The sequence below is a fragment of the Amycolatopsis sp. CA-211722 genome (genome assembly GCF_056828465.1).
This window is the reverse complement of record NZ_CP184752.1, coordinates 5,923,151-5,939,441: the sequence shown is the minus strand read 5'-3', so window position 1 is coordinate 5,939,441 and position 16,291 is coordinate 5,923,151. Positions and strand designations below refer to the sequence as shown.

The 16,291-nt window shown below is 64.5% G+C and carries 14 protein-coding genes and 1 pseudogene; 2 read left to right on the top strand and 13 right to left on the bottom strand.

The genetic code is table 11. The features are described from left to right. Positions 1–16 precede the first annotated feature (16 nt). Positions 17–214, top strand: a pseudogene (locus ACOCEP_RS28115) (GP88 family protein); the annotation flags it as partial. 377 nt (positions 215–591) lie between these two features. On the opposite strand, the gene ACOCEP_RS28110 reads toward ACOCEP_RS28115, so the two are convergent. The 12 genes from ACOCEP_RS28110 to ACOCEP_RS28055 form a co-directional block, all read right to left on the bottom strand. Further along, a complete protein-coding gene (locus tag ACOCEP_RS28110; RefSeq protein ID WP_482332049.1) occupies positions 592–1,446 on the bottom strand; it encodes a phage holin family protein in 855 nt (284 codons plus the stop codon). Next, positions 1,428–1,853 carry an Imm1 family immunity protein gene (locus tag ACOCEP_RS28105; protein WP_482332047.1) on the bottom strand — a complete coding sequence of 142 codons (426 nt, stop codon included), beginning with the start codon at positions 1,851–1,853 and terminating at the stop codon, positions 1,428–1,430. The genes ACOCEP_RS28110 and ACOCEP_RS28105 overlap by 19 nt, the downstream gene beginning before the upstream one ends. Next, on the bottom strand, positions 1,847–2,200 hold the full coding sequence (locus ACOCEP_RS28100) for a DddA-like double-stranded DNA deaminase toxin (protein WP_482339836.1): 354 nt from the start codon (positions 2,198–2,200) through the stop codon (positions 1,847–1,849). The genes ACOCEP_RS28105 and ACOCEP_RS28100 overlap by 7 nt, the downstream gene beginning before the upstream one ends. 539 nt (positions 2,201–2,739) lie before the next feature. Then, positions 2,740–3,654: a hypothetical protein gene (locus ACOCEP_RS28095; RefSeq protein WP_482332046.1), complete on the bottom strand. Its 915-nt coding sequence runs from the start codon at positions 3,652–3,654 to the stop codon at positions 2,740–2,742. Between the two features lie 191 nt (positions 3,655–3,845). Then, the gene (locus ACOCEP_RS28090; protein WP_482332045.1) at positions 3,846–4,472 is read right to left on the bottom strand and encodes a hypothetical protein; all 627 of its coding nucleotides are present in this window, start codon (positions 4,470–4,472) and stop codon (positions 3,846–3,848) included. An 86-nt stretch (positions 4,473–4,558) separates the two neighbouring features. Continuing rightward, on the bottom strand, positions 4,559–4,810 hold the full coding sequence (locus ACOCEP_RS28085) for a hypothetical protein (RefSeq protein WP_482332044.1): 252 nt from the start codon (positions 4,808–4,810) through the stop codon (positions 4,559–4,561). Positions 4,811–4,946: 136 nt separating this feature from the next. Beyond that, complete coding sequence (locus ACOCEP_RS28080) at positions 4,947–5,144, bottom strand: ANTAR domain-containing protein (RefSeq protein ID WP_482332043.1); 198 nt, start codon at positions 5,142–5,144, stop codon at positions 4,947–4,949. After that, positions 5,131–8,448, bottom strand: coding sequence for a helicase associated domain-containing protein (locus ACOCEP_RS28075; RefSeq protein WP_482332042.1), 3,318 nt, complete (start codon positions 8,446–8,448; stop codon positions 5,131–5,133). The genes ACOCEP_RS28080 and ACOCEP_RS28075 overlap by 14 nt, the downstream gene beginning before the upstream one ends. Positions 8,449–8,530: 82 nt before the next feature. Continuing rightward, positions 8,531–10,714, bottom strand: coding sequence for a helicase associated domain-containing protein (locus tag ACOCEP_RS28070; RefSeq protein ID WP_482332041.1), 2,184 nt, complete (start codon positions 10,712–10,714; stop codon positions 8,531–8,533). Next, entirely contained in the window at positions 10,711–11,640 is a 930-nt protein-coding gene (locus ACOCEP_RS28065; protein WP_482332040.1) for a DNA glycosylase family protein, read from the bottom strand. Before ACOCEP_RS28065 ends, ACOCEP_RS28070 begins: the two co-directional genes overlap by 4 nt. Then, the gene (locus ACOCEP_RS28060) at positions 11,637–12,263 is read right to left on the bottom strand and encodes a DUF3558 family protein (RefSeq protein ID WP_482332039.1); all 627 of its coding nucleotides are present in this window, start codon (positions 12,261–12,263) and stop codon (positions 11,637–11,639) included. Before ACOCEP_RS28060 ends, ACOCEP_RS28065 begins: the two co-directional genes overlap by 4 nt. Continuing rightward, a complete protein-coding gene (locus ACOCEP_RS28055) occupies positions 12,260–12,715 on the bottom strand; it encodes a hypothetical protein (RefSeq protein ID WP_482332038.1) in 456 nt (151 codons plus the stop codon). The genes ACOCEP_RS28060 and ACOCEP_RS28055 overlap by 4 nt, the downstream gene beginning before the upstream one ends. 1,152 nt (positions 12,716–13,867) lie before the next feature. Here ACOCEP_RS28055 and ACOCEP_RS28050 point away from each other — a divergent pair. Beyond that, complete coding sequence (locus ACOCEP_RS28050) at positions 13,868–15,253, top strand: NsdA family TPR-like regulatory protein (protein ID WP_482332037.1); 1,386 nt, start codon at positions 13,868–13,870, stop codon at positions 15,251–15,253. Here the strand turns inward: ACOCEP_RS28050 and ACOCEP_RS28045 are convergent. After that, entirely contained in the window at positions 15,250–15,915 is a 666-nt protein-coding gene (locus ACOCEP_RS28045) for an HAD family hydrolase (protein ID WP_482332035.1), read from the bottom strand. The genes ACOCEP_RS28050 and ACOCEP_RS28045 overlap by 4 nt on opposite strands. Between the last annotated feature and the right edge of the window lie 376 nt (positions 15,916–16,291).

The following is a 16,291-nucleotide window of genomic DNA, read 5'->3' as shown; positions in this document are numbered from 1 at the left end:
CCGTACTCACGGACAAGCCATTCAGGACGCCAGATGGCACTCCCAAGCCGAATCCGACCTGCTCGCCGTCCTCGGCCCCGCGCCAGTCGGCATCCCCGCCAACCGCATCCCGCGCTACACCCGCCTCCAGAACGGGCGCCGCTGGAGCGACTGGCAAGCCGAAGCCGACGCCGACCGCGCGCACCGGCGACCACGGCCCGGACCAGGCACCTGACCGGCGACGACATGCCGAGCCAGCCCGGCCGCGTCTGCCCAACCTGCCGACGCACCGTCCCCGCCGGACCGTGCATAACCTGCCGCCGAGAACAACGCCGCGAGACCGACCAAGCCCGAGGCACCGCCGCCCAACGCGGCTACGGCCGAGACTGGCAGAAGTACCGCGTCGCCTACCTTCGCGAACATCGACTCTGCGCGCAGTGCCGGTAACAGGCCACAGTGGCCGACCACCACCCCGAAACCCGACGCTCCCTCGTCGCCCGCGGAGTAGCCGACCCCGACGCCTGGCACCGACTCCGACCGCTGTGCAAGGTGTGCCACGATCGACACACCGCGTTCACCAGTCCCGGCGGCTGGAATAGGTGTTAGCAGCCACTACCACTCGGGCTCTTGTTGAAGCCCTTCGTCGGAGTTAGCCTCGCGAGGTGCATTAGGCTCCGATATAGCACGTGACGTTCCGCCGAGAGCGAGCTGCGCAAGGACAGTGTCGCGCACGCGCTCATCCTTGATGTAGTGCGCAATTCTCAATGATTCACTCAGTGACTTAGTTCGATCGACCTCGCGATTAATCGCCGCAAACTTTTCATCGGCTCTCGCTTGTTCATTTTTAGCCATCCTGCTAAAGAATGCGCCCGACGCGAAATCCAATAGGGCCACTGTACCCGTTGCAATCGATGGCGCAATTAAGTTAAAAAGTACCAGAACGGCCGCTACGAGCAGGATTATGAGGCCGCCAACGAAGGCGACGTACGCGGCCGCCGAGTATCGACCACTGGTTCGGATTGCAGAAGCATGGTATTTCTCGTAGATCTCGAATTGAGTCGCGCGAAGGCGTTCTTCTTCGACCCTCCACTTCTCCAGATGAAAATCTGGCAAGTTACCCTTGCGGGCGGCGCCCGAAAAAGTCGCGGCGCGAAGGTCGGGCGGCCACTCTCCTCTTAGTTCTTCGCGTTCCGCAATATCGCCCTCGGGCTTACTCTCGGTCTCACTATCATTGGATTCGCCGTCCGCGCGTTCCTCTTCAAGGTCGACCTTGCGCCTCGGATCATTCTTGGTGTCAAGGGATACAAATAACCCGGGCAGCTTAATATGGGTTTCATATTCCCTGCTGCGGAAAACAATTCTGGCGGCCAGTAGTGCGACCGCACTCCCGAGCGTGACCGTCAATGCTGGAACAGCAAACGAAGCAATTTCGGAAAAAGTAGACATATTCATCCGATTGCTCTCCATGTCAGGCCACTAGGGCGAGCGCCTCCCGAAGACACGTAGTCGTGAACGGCCCTACGAACTTCGGCCCACGCGATCTCCGCGTTGCTCGGCACCTCGCGCTCATGCGACTGGTAGTCGTAGGCCACGGGCTCCGGAGACGTCCCGCCCGACGAGCTGATGGCGCTCGTCTCGTTCTTGCCCGCGAAGCCGACGAACCCGCACGTCGTTGCCGTCGCGCGCACGCCGAACTGAAGGATCGACCAGCCGTCCTCGTCCCGGCGGTCGAGCTGGGCCACCAAGCCCACCTCGACTTCCGGCGACTCGGCCTCGGCCACCATCCGGTCCAGCAGCTCGTCCACCTCCTCGGGCGTGCTCACCGCGAGGGGTTCCCGCTGACCTGGATCGAACCAGGCATCGAACGTCACCACTGCTTCCCTCCCCGATACACCTTCGTGAACCCGCCCGTCCCATGAACCGTTAGCGTGCTTCCCTCCGGCAGCACAACACCCAGCAGATCGTCACAGCTCGCCTGGCCCTGGCATGGCACGTTCTTGATGACCACCGTGGCGTCCGTGATCCCGCTGTCGCGCATCTCGGCCGCGATCTTGAGTTCCACGTCCGCGGCCGCCGTCAAGGGCACGAACGGGCACCCGGCCTCCTTCACGATCTCGTTCACGCGGTCCGTGCGGTCGTCCCGCCCGCTGGTCACAGGCGCAGTGTTTTTACCAGGTGCGAACCAGCGGCCATGTGTCTTCACCCCGCGCCCGCGTGTCACCGGCGGCGGCAACTCCCGCCGCACCTGCTCGACCAGGTCGTCATCCTCGTCCTGATTACTGGACGAACTGGCTGGACTAGGAGGAGCGGACTGTCCAGAAGCTCCAGCCGAACTAGACTCCGCCGGCACTCCCAAGTCGCGGAGGTAGCCTTCGAGTAGGTCCGAGGACCGGCCAATCAGGCCGGAGACCGACTCCGACGAAGACTTCACCTCGGCGGGCAAGCCCGGCAGTCTCGTGAAGTCGGGGTCAGACACACCGGCCGCGACCTCCGACCACTTCCCGCCAGCTTCTTCAAGGTCCTGACCAGTGACCAGCGGTCTTGAGAGCCGCCGTGGCCGCCTTCATCTTGGCGAGCGCCGTTCGCACCCCATCGGCGAGCTCATGCACCAATCCCATGTGCCCTCCCCAGAGCGTCGTCCGACGGGAGGTTACCCGGAGGGTCGGCGCGCGGAGGAGCCTCCGCAGGTCAGGGCGGGCTTTCTAGGTTGACCAGGTGCACGGACATTCGCAGAGGCTCGTTCACTAACGCAAACTTCGATCAGGCTTGGTCTGCTTCGTCGACCTCTTCCGGTTCGACTGGCGGGAAGACAGCAAGGACGGTCGCTGCATCCCACCACTCCTCCACGCGGCTGCGCACGTCATCAGCAATAGGCTCAGGGAGCGGCGTCAAGATGGTCGAATGCTTACCTCCGATTGTTCCCATCGAGGTGCCAATCGTGTAGGCCGCCGAATTGCCAATTATATACCGGTCATGAAGCGTCCCCTTGGCGGCGCATCGCAACTCAAAATCTCGTGCCGCTACACCACTTTGAACAAGGACTGCTAGTGCGGCACGATCCCCTTGACTTAGATTCTCAGACACAAGCAAACGGGCAATTGTAGTCTGCTGCAACACAGGAAGCAGTTGATCAACTCGCGTATATGGGTCGATGATGAGTCCGTCTCCCGCCTCCGCCATGTGACCGATAAAGGTTGGATAAGCCAACGCGTCGTTTGCGCCAAGCATGACAGATTGAACACTTTCGTCGCTCTGATCTTCGATTGAAGCATTGCGAAGAAGGGCGCGTCCCAGTGGCGTGACGCCGAGCGAGTCTCCTTGCTGCTCAAGCCAGCCCAACCTAACCAGATGATCTACGAAAGGCTCTTCGGGCACGTCGGGGCCATACTTCGCCGCGGTACCGCTAAACATATTGAAACTTGGCCCCATTGCAGCTTTAATCGAATTTGCAATTTCTAGATTGGTTGCAGCTAACTGCGACAGGCCACCCAGGAGATTCGACGCGAAGGGTGAGGGCTTCGCAGGCTCAAGCAGGGGACCCCGGCGACTCGGCTTCGGACGCGGTCGCCAAAGCCATTCATTCAATTCCCTCACGGAAGGGCGATGCCCTCCCCGCGTCGCCGCATGCACGAACGTCAACGCTCGCCGCTGGTCGGTATCCAAGATTTCGGTCAAAGCTTTACCTCTGCTTCATCCCAGTTGCTAACACGTCAACAGTCGATTCTACATCCAAAGGAACCAGTTGAAGCCCGGCCGCTACAGACTGTCCTTCAAGGGGGTCGGCAACACCAGGGCCTAGCGCGACCGAGACCGCGCCGGTGGCACTGCGCATGGCACCCCAGGTTTCTCGAACTCAGCGGGGAAGCTTAGGACGAAGATTCCTGCACCTGAGCCGACGACTCTCGGAACGATTTCAGATTCGAAGTATCCTTGCTGATCCTTTCTTTATAGACCTTCAGTGCAACTTTGCGCTTGGGTCGATTGATTCTTCGATTTCGAAGGCCAACCAAAAGTTTTAGAACAATTCCCATTTCTATCATTCGCGCCGCGTTGTCTTGGATAAACTCTTTAACACTCTCTCGAAAATCATCTGTATTACCATAAGACTGCAGGACATTAACGGCGAAGCTCATTCGAACCTGCACACTACTAATTTCTCCGATCACCTCCCTGCATAAAGGCTCCACATCGCTGGGCAGCTTGGCCCCCAAGAGTGCATAGCGTTCAAACGCAGAGTCAATATTCTTTGTAAGTTCAGAATCTAGCTCTAAAATCCACTTTGCGACGGTCTCTTCTCCGCTAGTGACACCGCTCAGCTTAATTGCCGTGGCTTCAATCTTACCCAGGAAAACCCGCAGCTCCCTTAAGGCCTTTACCTCGCTCAGAATTCGATCTTTGCGTGCTTCCAGCCATGGTTTAGCCATGTATTCCACAAGGAGCGTCACGATCAGTGCGGTACCCGCACTGACGAGCGGCGTTTGCCACCAGTTCACGTAGCACCTCACTGCTTTGATAGGCGAAGAGCAAGCCTATCGTCTATCCAGCCGCCTTGGTTCTGCCGGTGGCGTCGCCCGGTCACTCAGCCCACCTCGACGTCGGCGAAGGTCGTCGTGGCGAATTCGTCCATCTTGTCCGTGACGACGACCCGGTAGCGTCCGTCCGGCCAGAGGCGAGGCTCCCAGTTGCGTCGCATACACTCGGCCCCGTCGGTGTCGTCGGTCCACGGATCCCAGGCGTGCTGAATCAGGCGCCAGTCACCCTGAGCGAAAAGGAAGACGGTCCAGTAGGCCGAGCTGCCGTGCGTGCGCTGCGCCCATCCCCACTTCTTCATGACCTACCTGCTCTCGTTGCGCTCGTCTCGCCGTGGGGGAAGCAGGACGGGAGAGCTTTGCTCGAACTTGCGTTCGACAGCGTAAGCGTTGTGGTGACGGATCGCCAGATAGCCGCGAGCGCACTGCTATCTACGCTTACTGTCCGAAGTTCGCACGCGAAGTCGGACCTCGTGAAGAACCTGCCGCGAGACCTCCTGCTCGATGCCTGATGGCTCGACGGGCGCGTGCGGACACAATCACTGCGGCGACGTCGTGAAGTTTGACGTTCGTGCTCTGCGAGACTTCACATAGCGCGGCGAACGCCTGGTCGGCAGTCCAGTTACGCAAGGGCATGAGCATCCCCTGCCTTGGCATGACGGCGACCTGGTGCGAACACGACTCCGAGAGCCGCCAGCCGGTTCTTGCGGTCCGGGGCGAGGTCGCCGGTGCCCGCGGCGCGCTGACAAGTCCGCAGCCAGCATTCAAGACCGAACCCCGTACTGGTGGTGTGCCCGCGCGGAATATCGTCGAGCGATCCATGTCGGGCGTGATACACCGTGGCTTCGGTAAACCGGATCTCCCACGCCCTGTCGCCGGAGCTCAGAACGCGCCAGTCCATGCCGAGTTCGGTCAGTTTCGCGACCCGCTCCGCGCTGACTGTCCCGTTTGCGTGATAGGAGCGCTGGTGTCCGAGCCACTTGGACAGCGCTCGGCGCTCGGGATGTCTCGGGTCACTGGCGATGGCAAGGTGCCCGTGTTCGGCGTGGAACGCCTTGACCCCCTCATATGCCTGCTGCCATTGCAATTCTTTGCGTGTCACGGGATTCCAGTCTATGTCCAGGCTGTCGAGGGCGGCGACCCGCTCAGGTGAGAGTTTCCCGCGCGCGAAGAGTCGCCGCTGAGCGTTCAGCCACTGGTAGAGCGCGGCTTCCTCGTCGCTGGTGTTCTTTCCGTTTCCAGGACGCAGGTGCCCATGCGCGGCATGGAAACGCTGGGCTTGTGCGAACTTCTCGGCCCACAGCCGTTCACGGTTGGCGTAGGTGCCCCAGTTCATCCCGAGCGCGTCGAGGATGGCGATCTGGTCGTCGGTGAGAACCCCGGCGTTGCGATCCCGGCGGCGCTGGCCGAGCCACACGCGGACATTGCAGTTGTGGGCACGGAAATCGTGCGGGACGTCAATGTTCCCGTGTTCCGCGCGGTAGGCGCGCAGCGTCTCGATGAGACGGCCCCATTTCCCCGGTGTCCAGTCGATGCCGAGGGCTTCGAGATCGGCGATGCGCGAGGCCGCGAGGGTGCCGTCAGCGTAGTCCCTGCGGGCGACCCAGAGGATGTCGGTGATGTTGACTCCGTCCACGACGTAGCGATCGCCGGAGACGTTGAGGTCGCCGTGCTGGTCGTGATAGGTGGTCAGTGCTGCGAGCGACTTCTTCCAGGCGGTGTCGTTCGGCGTCCAGTCGATACCGAGCGCGTCAAGCTCCGCGACGCGAGCCGTGCTCAGTTTGCCGTGGCGCCGATTGGAGCGGCAACGGTCCAGGAATGCCCGCAGATCGTAAGGGCGGCCGTGAGAATCATAGGCTTGGTGGGTGACGGGGACGCGCAGATGTCCGTACGTGTCGTGGAATGCCTTCGCGGCCGCGAGGCCTGTGTTCCACTTGTCGTCGATGGGGTCCCACACCATGCCGTGTTCGGTGAGGAACTGGTACAGCTCGTCGGACATCTGTCCCTTGCGGTGTTTCTGGCGGCACCTCGCGAGCCACTGGTACAGAGGGAATCCAGTGTCGTCGACGAAGTCGAACGTCGGGCGGAGGTCGCCGGACGCCGCGTGGAAGCGGCGCACCGCGTCCCTCCCGAGTCGTTCGGGTTCGGCCGCGGGATCCCAGACGATGCCGAGTTTCTCCAGGGCGGCGATCTGCTCGGGCAGCAGTCGCCCCAGACGGTGTGCCTTGCGAGCCTGATCGAGCCATCTGCCCAGAGAAAACCCGTCATGGACGATGGTCTGCGGCACGCCGATGGTGCCGTGGGCGGCGTGGTAGGCGGCCACCCGGGCGTAGCCGTCCCACCAGTGAGTTGTGGCCGATTTGACCAGCTGCACGGTCAGGTGTCGCAGGAACGTCCCGTCGTGGTCATAGCCCGCGGGGAGGTCGACGGAGATCCGGGGCAGCTGGTCGGTGTCGCGGAACCCGTGCGCGCGGCTGTGGTCGAGGGCTGAGGCGAGAATGTCGTCGTGGGCGCGAAGCGCCCGGATTACCTCCCAGAGTTGTTCGAAGTCGCCGGGGTCGACGTCGTCGGTGTTGTCGTCGGGCAGCAGGATCGGTACGAGAATCGTGGCGGTCCCGCTGCCGTGTGGGTTGGGGCGCAGTGCCCGGCCGACGGCTTGGACGATGTCGACGGTGGAGCGTTTCGGTGAGGTGAAGGCCACGCAGTCGAGCGCGGGGACGTCGACTCCCTCGGACAGGCAGGCCACGTTACTGACGACGGTCCACCCGTCGTCGGGTGGCTGGTCGAGCGTTCGCAGCACGGCGTCGCGTTCTGCGGCGGACATTCCGCCGTGCACATGCGCGGTGTGCAGTGGCCAATCGGGCTGGTGTGTATCAGGCAGCAGGTCCAAGGACGAGGTGTAGGTGTCCGCGAACGTCGCGGCGTCGGCGACACGGGAGCAGAAGGCCACGATGCGGCGCAGCCCGTAGCTTCTGGCGGCGCGGGCGATGGCGGTGTGGACCATCGCCGTGTGCAACTTGGGTTGTTTGCCGCCGCGGGCGAGCGCACGTCGCAGCAGCGAGGACACCTCGGAGCGGGTCACGCCGATGACCGCGAGCTGGAAGTTGTCGAGGTAGCCGTCGGCGATGGCCTGCGAGGTCGAGTAGCGATACAGGACCGGCCCGTAGACGCTCTCCTGGTCCATGCTGTGGGTGTGATCGACCGTGCCGCGGGCAGCGCGAGCGGCTCGCTGGGCCGGGCTGAGGATTCGGGCGGTGGCGGTGAGATAGAGCCGCCGCAGCGCGGGCAGGATTTCGTCGTCGTGGACCAGCGCGGAATGTTTGTCGGCCGCTCCGACGGTGTGGTGCGCTTCGTCGACGACGAGCAGGTCGGCAACGATTTGTGCTTTCTGCAGCCCTTCCCCGACGATGTGCGCGGACAGGTGCGTTCCCACGATCAGCCGGGTTCCCTGGTCGGCGGGTGCGCTACGGAGCCAGTGCGCGACGACGTCGGGATCGGTGGTGACCGGCTCGGTGATGTCGTCGACGGTCACCGCCGAGTCGGGCAGGACGGTGTCGTCGCCGCACACGGCCAGAGCGGTGTGGTGCTGGTCGTGTGCGGCCCAGGACCTGAGGATCTGGGTGACCAGCCCGACCGTGGGCGCGACGACGACCACGACTCCGCTGGTGACTGGGAGGCGTTGCGCGGTCCACATGGCCATGTGGGTTTTTCCGGTACCGCATGCGGTCCGCAGCTGCCCACGTCCTCCTCCGACCAGGCCGGCTACGCATGCGTCGACGGCGGCGACCTGGTATGGGCGGTCTCGGAGTACCGCTGGGCCTGGTTCGGCGCCGACGGAGCGCAGATCGAACAGGGCCAGGTCCGGCGCCCGGCCGCCGGCGCTGGACGCGGTGCCGTGCCGACGGCGCGGGCTCGCGGGGCGGGGCGATCGTGCTGACATGGCGAAAGGTCCCTTGGTCAGTTCAGGACGAGGGCGACCGCGGTGGCGCCCAGGACGGAGCACATGGACGTCCCGCGGTTGATCAGCTGAGCGGGGCGGAGAACTGCGGCATCAGCGCAGACCCGGTCCGCGTGGTCCACTGCATGCCGAGCGCGTCGAGCGCGGCGACCTGGTCGTCGGTGAGCTTCCTCAACCGATGCTGAATCCGGATATGGATCAGCCACTCCCCCACACGACCTAACGGAGTCGCGGGATCCGGCGCGATGGTGATGTGGCCGTGCTCGTCGTAATACGCCCGCAGGATCGACAGGTACTCGTCGAACGTCGCGGGCTCGGCGCCCCACCTCATGCTGAGCGTGTCAAGCTGCGCGATCCGCTCTGCCGAGAGGCTCCCCGCGGCGGCCCGGGACCGTTGCTTGTCCAGCCACGACCGCAGTTCCACGCCGTCGACCTTCGTCGACCGCACGGGTTCGAGATGCCCGTTCTTGGCGTGGAACTTCCGCGCAGCCCCGATCCCGGCATGCCACGCCACCGCGTCGGGTTCGAAGTCGAAGCCGAGTTCGCGCAGCGCCTCTGCCCGGTCGGCGGGAAGGACACCGCGACGATGCGAGTCGCGGCACCGATCGGCCCACGCACCCAGCGCGTAGCCGGTCTCGGAACCGTCGTCGGCGACATCATCGCCACCGGCGTGCGCGTGCCCGTGCTCGCCGTGGAAACGCGTGAGATGGCCGTACCCGTCCCACCAGCTGGTGGTGGAGGTCGAAATGATGCGGGCGTTGAGGTACCGCAGGAATCTCCCGTCGTCGTAGCCCTCCGGCAGATTCACCACGATCTGTTCCAGTGGCTGGGGATCCCCGTCCCGTCTGCCCAGGTCCGCGCGACCGCGATCCAGCGCCTCGCCCAGCACGGTGTCGTGAGCACGCAACGCCCGCACGACCTGCCACACCTGGCTATCGACGTCCTCGACTTCGACGGGATCGTCGGGCAGCAGGATCGGCACCAGGATCGTCGCGACGCCGGATCCCTCCGGATTGCGGCGCAGCGCTCGCCCGACAGCCTGGATGATGTCGATGACCGACTGCTTCGGTGAGGTGAACGCGACCGCGTCGACCGAGGGGACATCGACTCCCTCTGACAGGCACCGCACGTTGCTCACCACGGTCCACCCCTCGTCGGGCGGGGTCACCAGGGTGGCCAGGATTCTCTCGCGTTCGCTGACGGGCATCGTGCCGTCGACATGCGCCGCGTGCAGCGGCCTGGCCGGCCGCAGGTCGGCGGGCAACGCCTGGAGGGTGCGCGCCATCGTCCGCGCGAACTCTCTCGACTCGTTGACCCGGCGGCAGAACGTCAGGACACGTCGGAGTCCGAACTGGACAGCGGCGCGGGCCAGCACGGTCTGAACCATCGCGGTGTGCAGCCCCGTAGGACTGGACAGGCTCGCGACCGCCTCGCGCGGCAAACACGCCAGATGCTCGAGGATCTCCCGGCGTGTCACTCCCATGACCACGAGCCGGTAGTTGTCGAGATAGCCCTCGGCGATAGCCTCGGCGACGGTGTACCGGAACAGTTCAGGTCCGTAGACGCCCTGGTTGTCCATCCCGACTCTCTCCGGACCGCAGCGCTTCCGGCCCGCGCGGACAACCTTGGGGGTGGCGGTGGTATACACCCGCCGCACGGCCGCGATCTGCTGGTCGTCGTGCAGAAGCGCGGTGTGCTTGTCGACCCTGCCGGCTGATCGATGGGCCTCGTCCACGATGAGCAGTTCCGCGACGGTCCCGGCGCGCCGCATACCTTCACCGACAAGGTGCGCGGAGCGGTGCGTGCTCACGATCAACCGGATCGCCGTGACCGCCGGGCGCCGCAACCAGGCCGCGACGGTCTCCGGGCTGGTCGTGACAGAACCGGGCAGGTCAGCGGCGGTCGCGGCGCAGTCCCCGACGGAGTCGTCCCCGCACACGGCGAGCGCGACATGGTCGTGATTGGTCTGGTTCCACTCCCGCAGGACCTGCAAGACCAGCGCGATCGACGGACAGGCGATCACGACCACCCCACCAGGTGCGCACACCAATTCGGCGACCCGCTGGCACATCACCGTCTTCCCCGTGCCGCAGGCAGAGATCAGCTGCCCGCGGCCCCCGTCCCGCAGTTCCGTGATGCACGCGCGGACCGCATCGACCTGGTAGCGGCGAGTCCCGATCTTCATGCGACCGCCACCCGTGATGACGTCGTCCATCGCGGTGTCCGGCACCGAATCGTGAGGATTCACCGTGCTTCTACTCCCTTCCTGGTGTCATCGGAATCCGGCTGCGGTAGCGCGCCGGTGGGGCGGGGCCACCCGCGATACGGCGGCCAGGGCCGGGTATCGACGGCAAGGGCCAGCACCGTCCAGGCCGACCGCTCGGTCCCGACCATCGCCAGCCAGCGGGTGCCGAACGCCGCGGCTGCCTCGGGCCAGGACCCCGCCGGATCCATAGCGCGGACCCGGCTGATGACGAGGACGTCATCGGCTGGGAGAAACCGAAAGTCACCGGAAAGGTCCGCGATCGCCGCACCGGTGATCGCGGAGCCCAGGCGCGGTACCGGCGCCAGGATCACGGCGAGACTGTCCCACGGCACGCTGTGCCAGCCCGCTTTGATCGCCCGGACAACCCACGCCGCGGTGCGCAGCCGATCACGGACCTCGCCCAGCCCGTAGCTATCGAATACGTCCGGGGCCAACTGCACAACCACAGCGGGAGTGGGGAACCGCCAGTCCCGGCCGAACGCCGTGTCATGGCCATGCCCGAGTCCCCGTGAGGCTTTCCCGTACAGCTCTCGAGCACGCTCAGGTGCGGTGGTGCACCGGAGAATCGCGCCGACCAGGGCCTCCCAGAGATCACTGGTGCGGATCCTCGCCACCGGCCCCGCAGCCAGCAGGGCTGCGCGCAGCCCGGAACCGGTGTCGGGCAGCGCAGCCGGGTCGACGATGTCGACCTCCGGCTCAGTGGCCGGCCGCCCCTCGACGAGCTCCAGCACGATCTCGCGACCGCCGCCAGGGTGCGGTGTGGCCACAGCCAGCCACACCGCACCCGGCGCACGCAGGAGCCGCCGCCAGCGCCCCTCGCCGTCGAGCCACCACCCGGGATGATCGGCCATCACCGACGGCAGTCGGCCAGCCCGGTCGCGTCCGGTGGCTTCTGCTGGCGTCGTCACCGTCCCACCTGCTTCCGCAAGGAGGTGACGACCAGCTCGGCGGCCTGCCCGGTCGCCGCGCACACGTCACGGGCGTCGCCGACGCGGCCGATCAGCGAGACCCCGACCGCGGCGTCGTCGGCCAGGCCGACCATGACCGTGCAGTACCACTGCGGATCCCGGGTCGTGACCACCGACGGGAAACCGCCCACCGTCCCTTCCCGCCACACCCAGCCCTCCTCCGGGCCTGGCGAGGGATACACCGCGCTCAGGCCCTGCCGGTGGGTCGTCGCGTACTGCACCCGCACGGTCCGGGCGGTCACCGGGTTCTCCCACCGGCAGGTCGGGCCTGCCGGTTCGGTCCGATCGGGCTTGCCGAAGGCCTCGATCCCCAGCACCTGCGTCACCTGGGCCGGGGTGAGCGCGGCCGCGCACGGATGGCCGGACAGCACTGTGGCCGGCAGTGGGTCCCGCACAGCCGGTGCGCCCGCGTACGGCGGGACCCGGGTCGCCAGCCCGATCGTCCGGGTCGTCGTCGGCGACTGCGCCGGCGGGCTCACCAGGGTTGGGCCGCACCCGGCCGCGACCGTCGCGATCGCCATCAGCGTGCTCGGCCCAGCCACCCGACTTGCCAGCCTGCTCATGCTGCCGCCTCGACGATGACCAGCTGCAGATACGCATGCCACAACGCCTGACCTGCCACCACAGCGAACCCACCAGCCGGGCTCAGCTCCTCCGACCACAACAAACCCAGGTGATTACGCAGATTGCCCACCCCGACGGCCGGCCGATTCCGCTCGTACTCACACCGCAACCCTGTTGCCTCAGCCAGCGTCCGCAACCGCCATCCCTCGCGCCCCGCCGTACTCCGCGAACCAGGCCCTGGCCACCAGCGACAGCACCACCGCCACCGCAATTCACCTACCGCCGGGCCTTCGGCGATCAGCTCCTGCACAGCGACCACCTGTGCATCACTCGCCTTGGCCGCCTCCGCACGCTGCTGCCGGATCATCTTGTGGCCAAGCTCAGTCCGCTCAAGGTCGTCGCCGTATGCGAACAGGTTGTAGCTCAGGCACCGGACCTGTCCGGACCGCACAGCACCTCCGCGCACACCGAATCCCCTTTACAAGCGTCAACGCCCGCCATCACACGACGGACAAGCACCGTCACGTCCTTCCCGGAACCGGGCTCAATCAGATTTCCGCTGTGCGACAGCACATCGCCCCGAACACTGATCACCTCAGCAACCGGCGCCCGCGCCACCAACTCAGCCAAGTGTCCGGCCGCAGTCCGATGGGAACGGGCCCGTTTGTACCCCTCTGGATCCCGTAGCCAGTCCAGCAGCGGACGATCACCTCGCACCGAAGCCCACCAGATCCGGGAATCCGGAGACGTTGAGTCTGCTGTGTGGATGACCGGCAGCCAGGTTGTCTCGGCTTGCGCTGCGATATCCAGACACATTGGACAGTCGACCGAGCGTGATGTGACGACGTACTTCGGTGCAGCACGACTTGCCATGTAGATGCACTCCGCGCGCACGGTCTCGGCTAGACACAACGGAACCAGGAGACCGCGCTCCAGGCGAACCCCGGCGTCGATGGTGTGGACCTGCTTTGTCGTCGCCGGTTGGTGCTGCTCAACCTGCCGGTGGACACCGAGAAGTTCTCGACTAGCTGGCGGGAAGCCAGGGCACGCTGTCCACTGACGAGCGTGATCTGTGTCTTCAATTCCCAGCAGGCTCAACGTCACGAGCTAGAAGCGCTCCACCTGGCCTGCCAGCAGAAGCGACTCGCACCTCTACGCGGGCTGGCCCCGACAGTAGGCACACGAGCAACGCTGGGAAAGGAGCGCTGGCAGTAATTCGCACTTTTCTTTGCAGGCTGTGACACGCCCGGTAGTTGACCACTTCCAGTGTCGGGTTCATAAGGTGGCACAGGGGGTGTGCAGGGGGTGCACAGGGGGTGTGAGTGGGCCATGCGCGTTCACGAGCTCCACATCCGTCAACTTGGCTCAGTGCCACCGTCTGTAACGGACACCGGAGCCGAGGAGGCGCTCATCGCACGCCGGAGACTCCTTTTAGGTGTCGTGCAGAGCCTGCGGCACATCAAGTAGCAGTTCTCGGATACTCTGTGACCACGTGCGCGGGCAGCGACCAGTGAAACTTCGCCAACGGCTTGCAACGACCGCAGCAACATGCGAGAGCCATTCGAGGCGCGCGACCGGGCAACAATGGACCAGGGGGCTCTTCGTGACAGGTCAAAGAGAACTCAAGCAGAATCCGCGGCTGCAATGGTATCGAGTGGATCGTGGATGGAGCCGCAGCGAACTTGCCCGCCAGTTGAATCGCAGCATCGCTTCCGAACGGGATCAAGAGCTCGTTGGATATCGCGAAGTCACCGAGCAGATGGTCAAATCTTGGGAAACCCGCAACGGCACTAGCAAGTTTTTTGCCAAGCACCTCTGCATGGTCCTCAACAAGAGCGCATCAGAGCTGGGCCTCCTCACCGACGAGGAGCTGGCACTCCGGCCGGCCGATCCCCGGCCGTACGACATCGCCCTGGCATCTGGCATGGTGAACCTACGAGGGAGGTTTACAGCAAGGGAGGTCGTACCGGTGTTGGCAGGCGGTGCCGATGAGACCTGGCGGTCAGCTCTCCAAGCAGCAGGCGTTCCACTTGACGTCGACCAGGACGAGGTGCTGTCGGTCGACCGACGCCGACGAGCAACGGGCACAGACCCCAAGGCGGTGGCCGCCTATGCCCAAGTTGTCGCGCATCAACGCACGCTGTACTGGACTTCCCAGTCGAGAATGCTCCTTCACGCAGCGCAAGCACATATGGCTCTCGGTAGCGAGATGCTGGGTGAAGCCCAGGGTGACGAGCCCATTTTGGCGGCCGCAGTTGCAGAGTGCGCACTGCTCGTAGCGCGACTGGCGTTCTTCGATCTCGATGGCTACGAAAGGCAGGCCCTGAACGCTTTCAGGACAGCCGCGGCCGGCGTCGCCCACGCCAAAGACCACTCGTTAGCGGTCGCCGTGGCCGCTCACCAGGCATTTGTGCCAGGCTTCGACGAGAGGTTGGCCGATGCGCGCCCCTTCCTCGTAGCCGCCGAACGCCAGTGGCGGAACTCAGGCCACCACCCCTTAGTACGAGCGTGGCTGCATTGTGTCTCCGCAGAGATCTACGCCCGCAATGAACAGGTAACAGAGAGTCGTCGTCACCTCAAGCAGGCTGAGGACTATCTCGCCAAGTCCGATGGCACGGCACCGCTGTGGATGGACTTCTTCGACGGCTCACGCTTCGCGGGATTCGCCGGCAACACGGCACTCCTGGCCGGCCGCTTCGACGAAGCTATCGCCTGGCTGCAGCAGTCTCTGGAGGATCTTGGCGCGGACAGCGGCAAGCAGCGCTCGGTACTACTGCTGGATCTTGCCGCCGCCCACGCTGCCAAATCGCCCGAACATGCCGTTGAGCTCGCTATTAAGGCCTGCGACCAGTTGGAGCAGGCGCCCTATCGGATGGCCGTGGCGCGGCTCCCTCGTGTACACGCCGCGCTGTCGACCGCCCCGACGGGAAGGAGGTTGATTGACCGCACGCACGAACTTTTACGGCCCCAACGCTCGATCGAGCCCTAGCCCTGGTCGGCGTTGTAGGCCTGCACGAGGTTGGGAAGATCAGCCAGCGAATCGAGTGTGAAGACACAAGCCTTCTCAATCGGTGACTCCGGGTCTCGGAGGACATGGCCCCAGATCCCGCGCCGGATAACAGCTGTCTTCATTCCGACCTCTTGCGCCGGAGCGACATCATTGTCGAGCCTGTCACCGACGTAAAGAATCTGCTCAGCTGGAACCCTTGCCTCGGCTACGACGCGTGTGAAGAATTCCGTTGACGGCTTCTCAACGCCCCACGTGTCTGAAGTGCCGAGGATGTCGTGTGGCAGGTCAAGATCACGCAACAGTCCTTCGGCGCGAGCCGTTTGGTTCCCCGAGATCCCTACCGTTAGGCCTAGTTCACGCAACCGAGCGAGGCAGGGTCGGACATCTGGATAGAGGTCATCCTCTCCGAACCATTCAGGCTGACCTGCGGCTGCGCGTTTTTCTCGTTCTTCAGCGAGGTCAAAACCGGGCCTGAATTCCTGAAAAGTTTCCCGATAGTCTCGTCCTTGGGCGATGATAGACCCAAACACGCCTGAGAACGTGTGCCGGGAGACGCCAAGCCAGTCCGCCCAGGTTCCATACTCGCGGGCTTCGTCGATTAGTACTTCCCCCACGTCGAAGAACACCGTGTTGATCCGCATTGCTGGGGTTGTTCCCTCCACTTCGTACCCTTGCCTGGGCACTTTGACAGTCTGCCAACTCAGGATACGGTTCGCTCCCGCTGGACCTGGCAGCGGTCGCCGCCTCCCTGGTCCAACGGGGTTTGAACCGCTCGCACCCTCTGCACACCCCCTACACACCCCCCGTGCCACCTTATAAAGCCGATCCTCGCGGTGGTCAACTACTGGCGTGTTACAGCCAGTAGAGAAAGCCCACACCTTTAGATCTCGACGCCTCACGACGACGACTCACCTGGCCTGCCGGTCGGTACACCGCGCGCCCCCTTACGACGTCGAGCATGTTCCATCCGGATCGGAACCGCTAGTGATCCAGTCGTGAACGCCCACGCACCAATTG

What these genes read in the sequence shown, in the direction of transcription:
- ACOCEP_RS28110 (WP_482332049.1), bottom strand. Translation starts at nt 1,446, where the DNA reads ATGGAGAGCAATCGGATGAATATGTCTACTTTTTCCGAAATTGCTTCG.
- ACOCEP_RS28085 (WP_482332044.1), bottom strand. Translation starts at nt 4,810, where the DNA reads ATGAAGAAGTGGGGATGGGCGCAGCGCACGCACGGCAGCTCGGCCTAC.
- ACOCEP_RS28080 (WP_482332043.1), bottom strand. Translation starts at nt 5,144, where the DNA reads ATGCCCTTGCGTAACTGGACTGCCGACCAGGCGTTCGCCGCGCTATGT.
- ACOCEP_RS28075 (WP_482332042.1), bottom strand. Translation starts at nt 8,448, where the DNA reads ATGTCAGCACGATCGCCCCGCCCCGCGAGCCCGCGCCGTCGGCACGGC.
- ACOCEP_RS28060 (WP_482332039.1), bottom strand. Translation starts at nt 12,263, where the DNA reads ATGAGCAGGCTGGCAAGTCGGGTGGCTGGGCCGAGCACGCTGATGGCG.
- ACOCEP_RS28045 (WP_482332035.1), bottom strand. Translation starts at nt 15,915, where the DNA reads ATGCGGATCAACACGGTGTTCTTCGACGTGGGGGAAGTACTAATCGAC.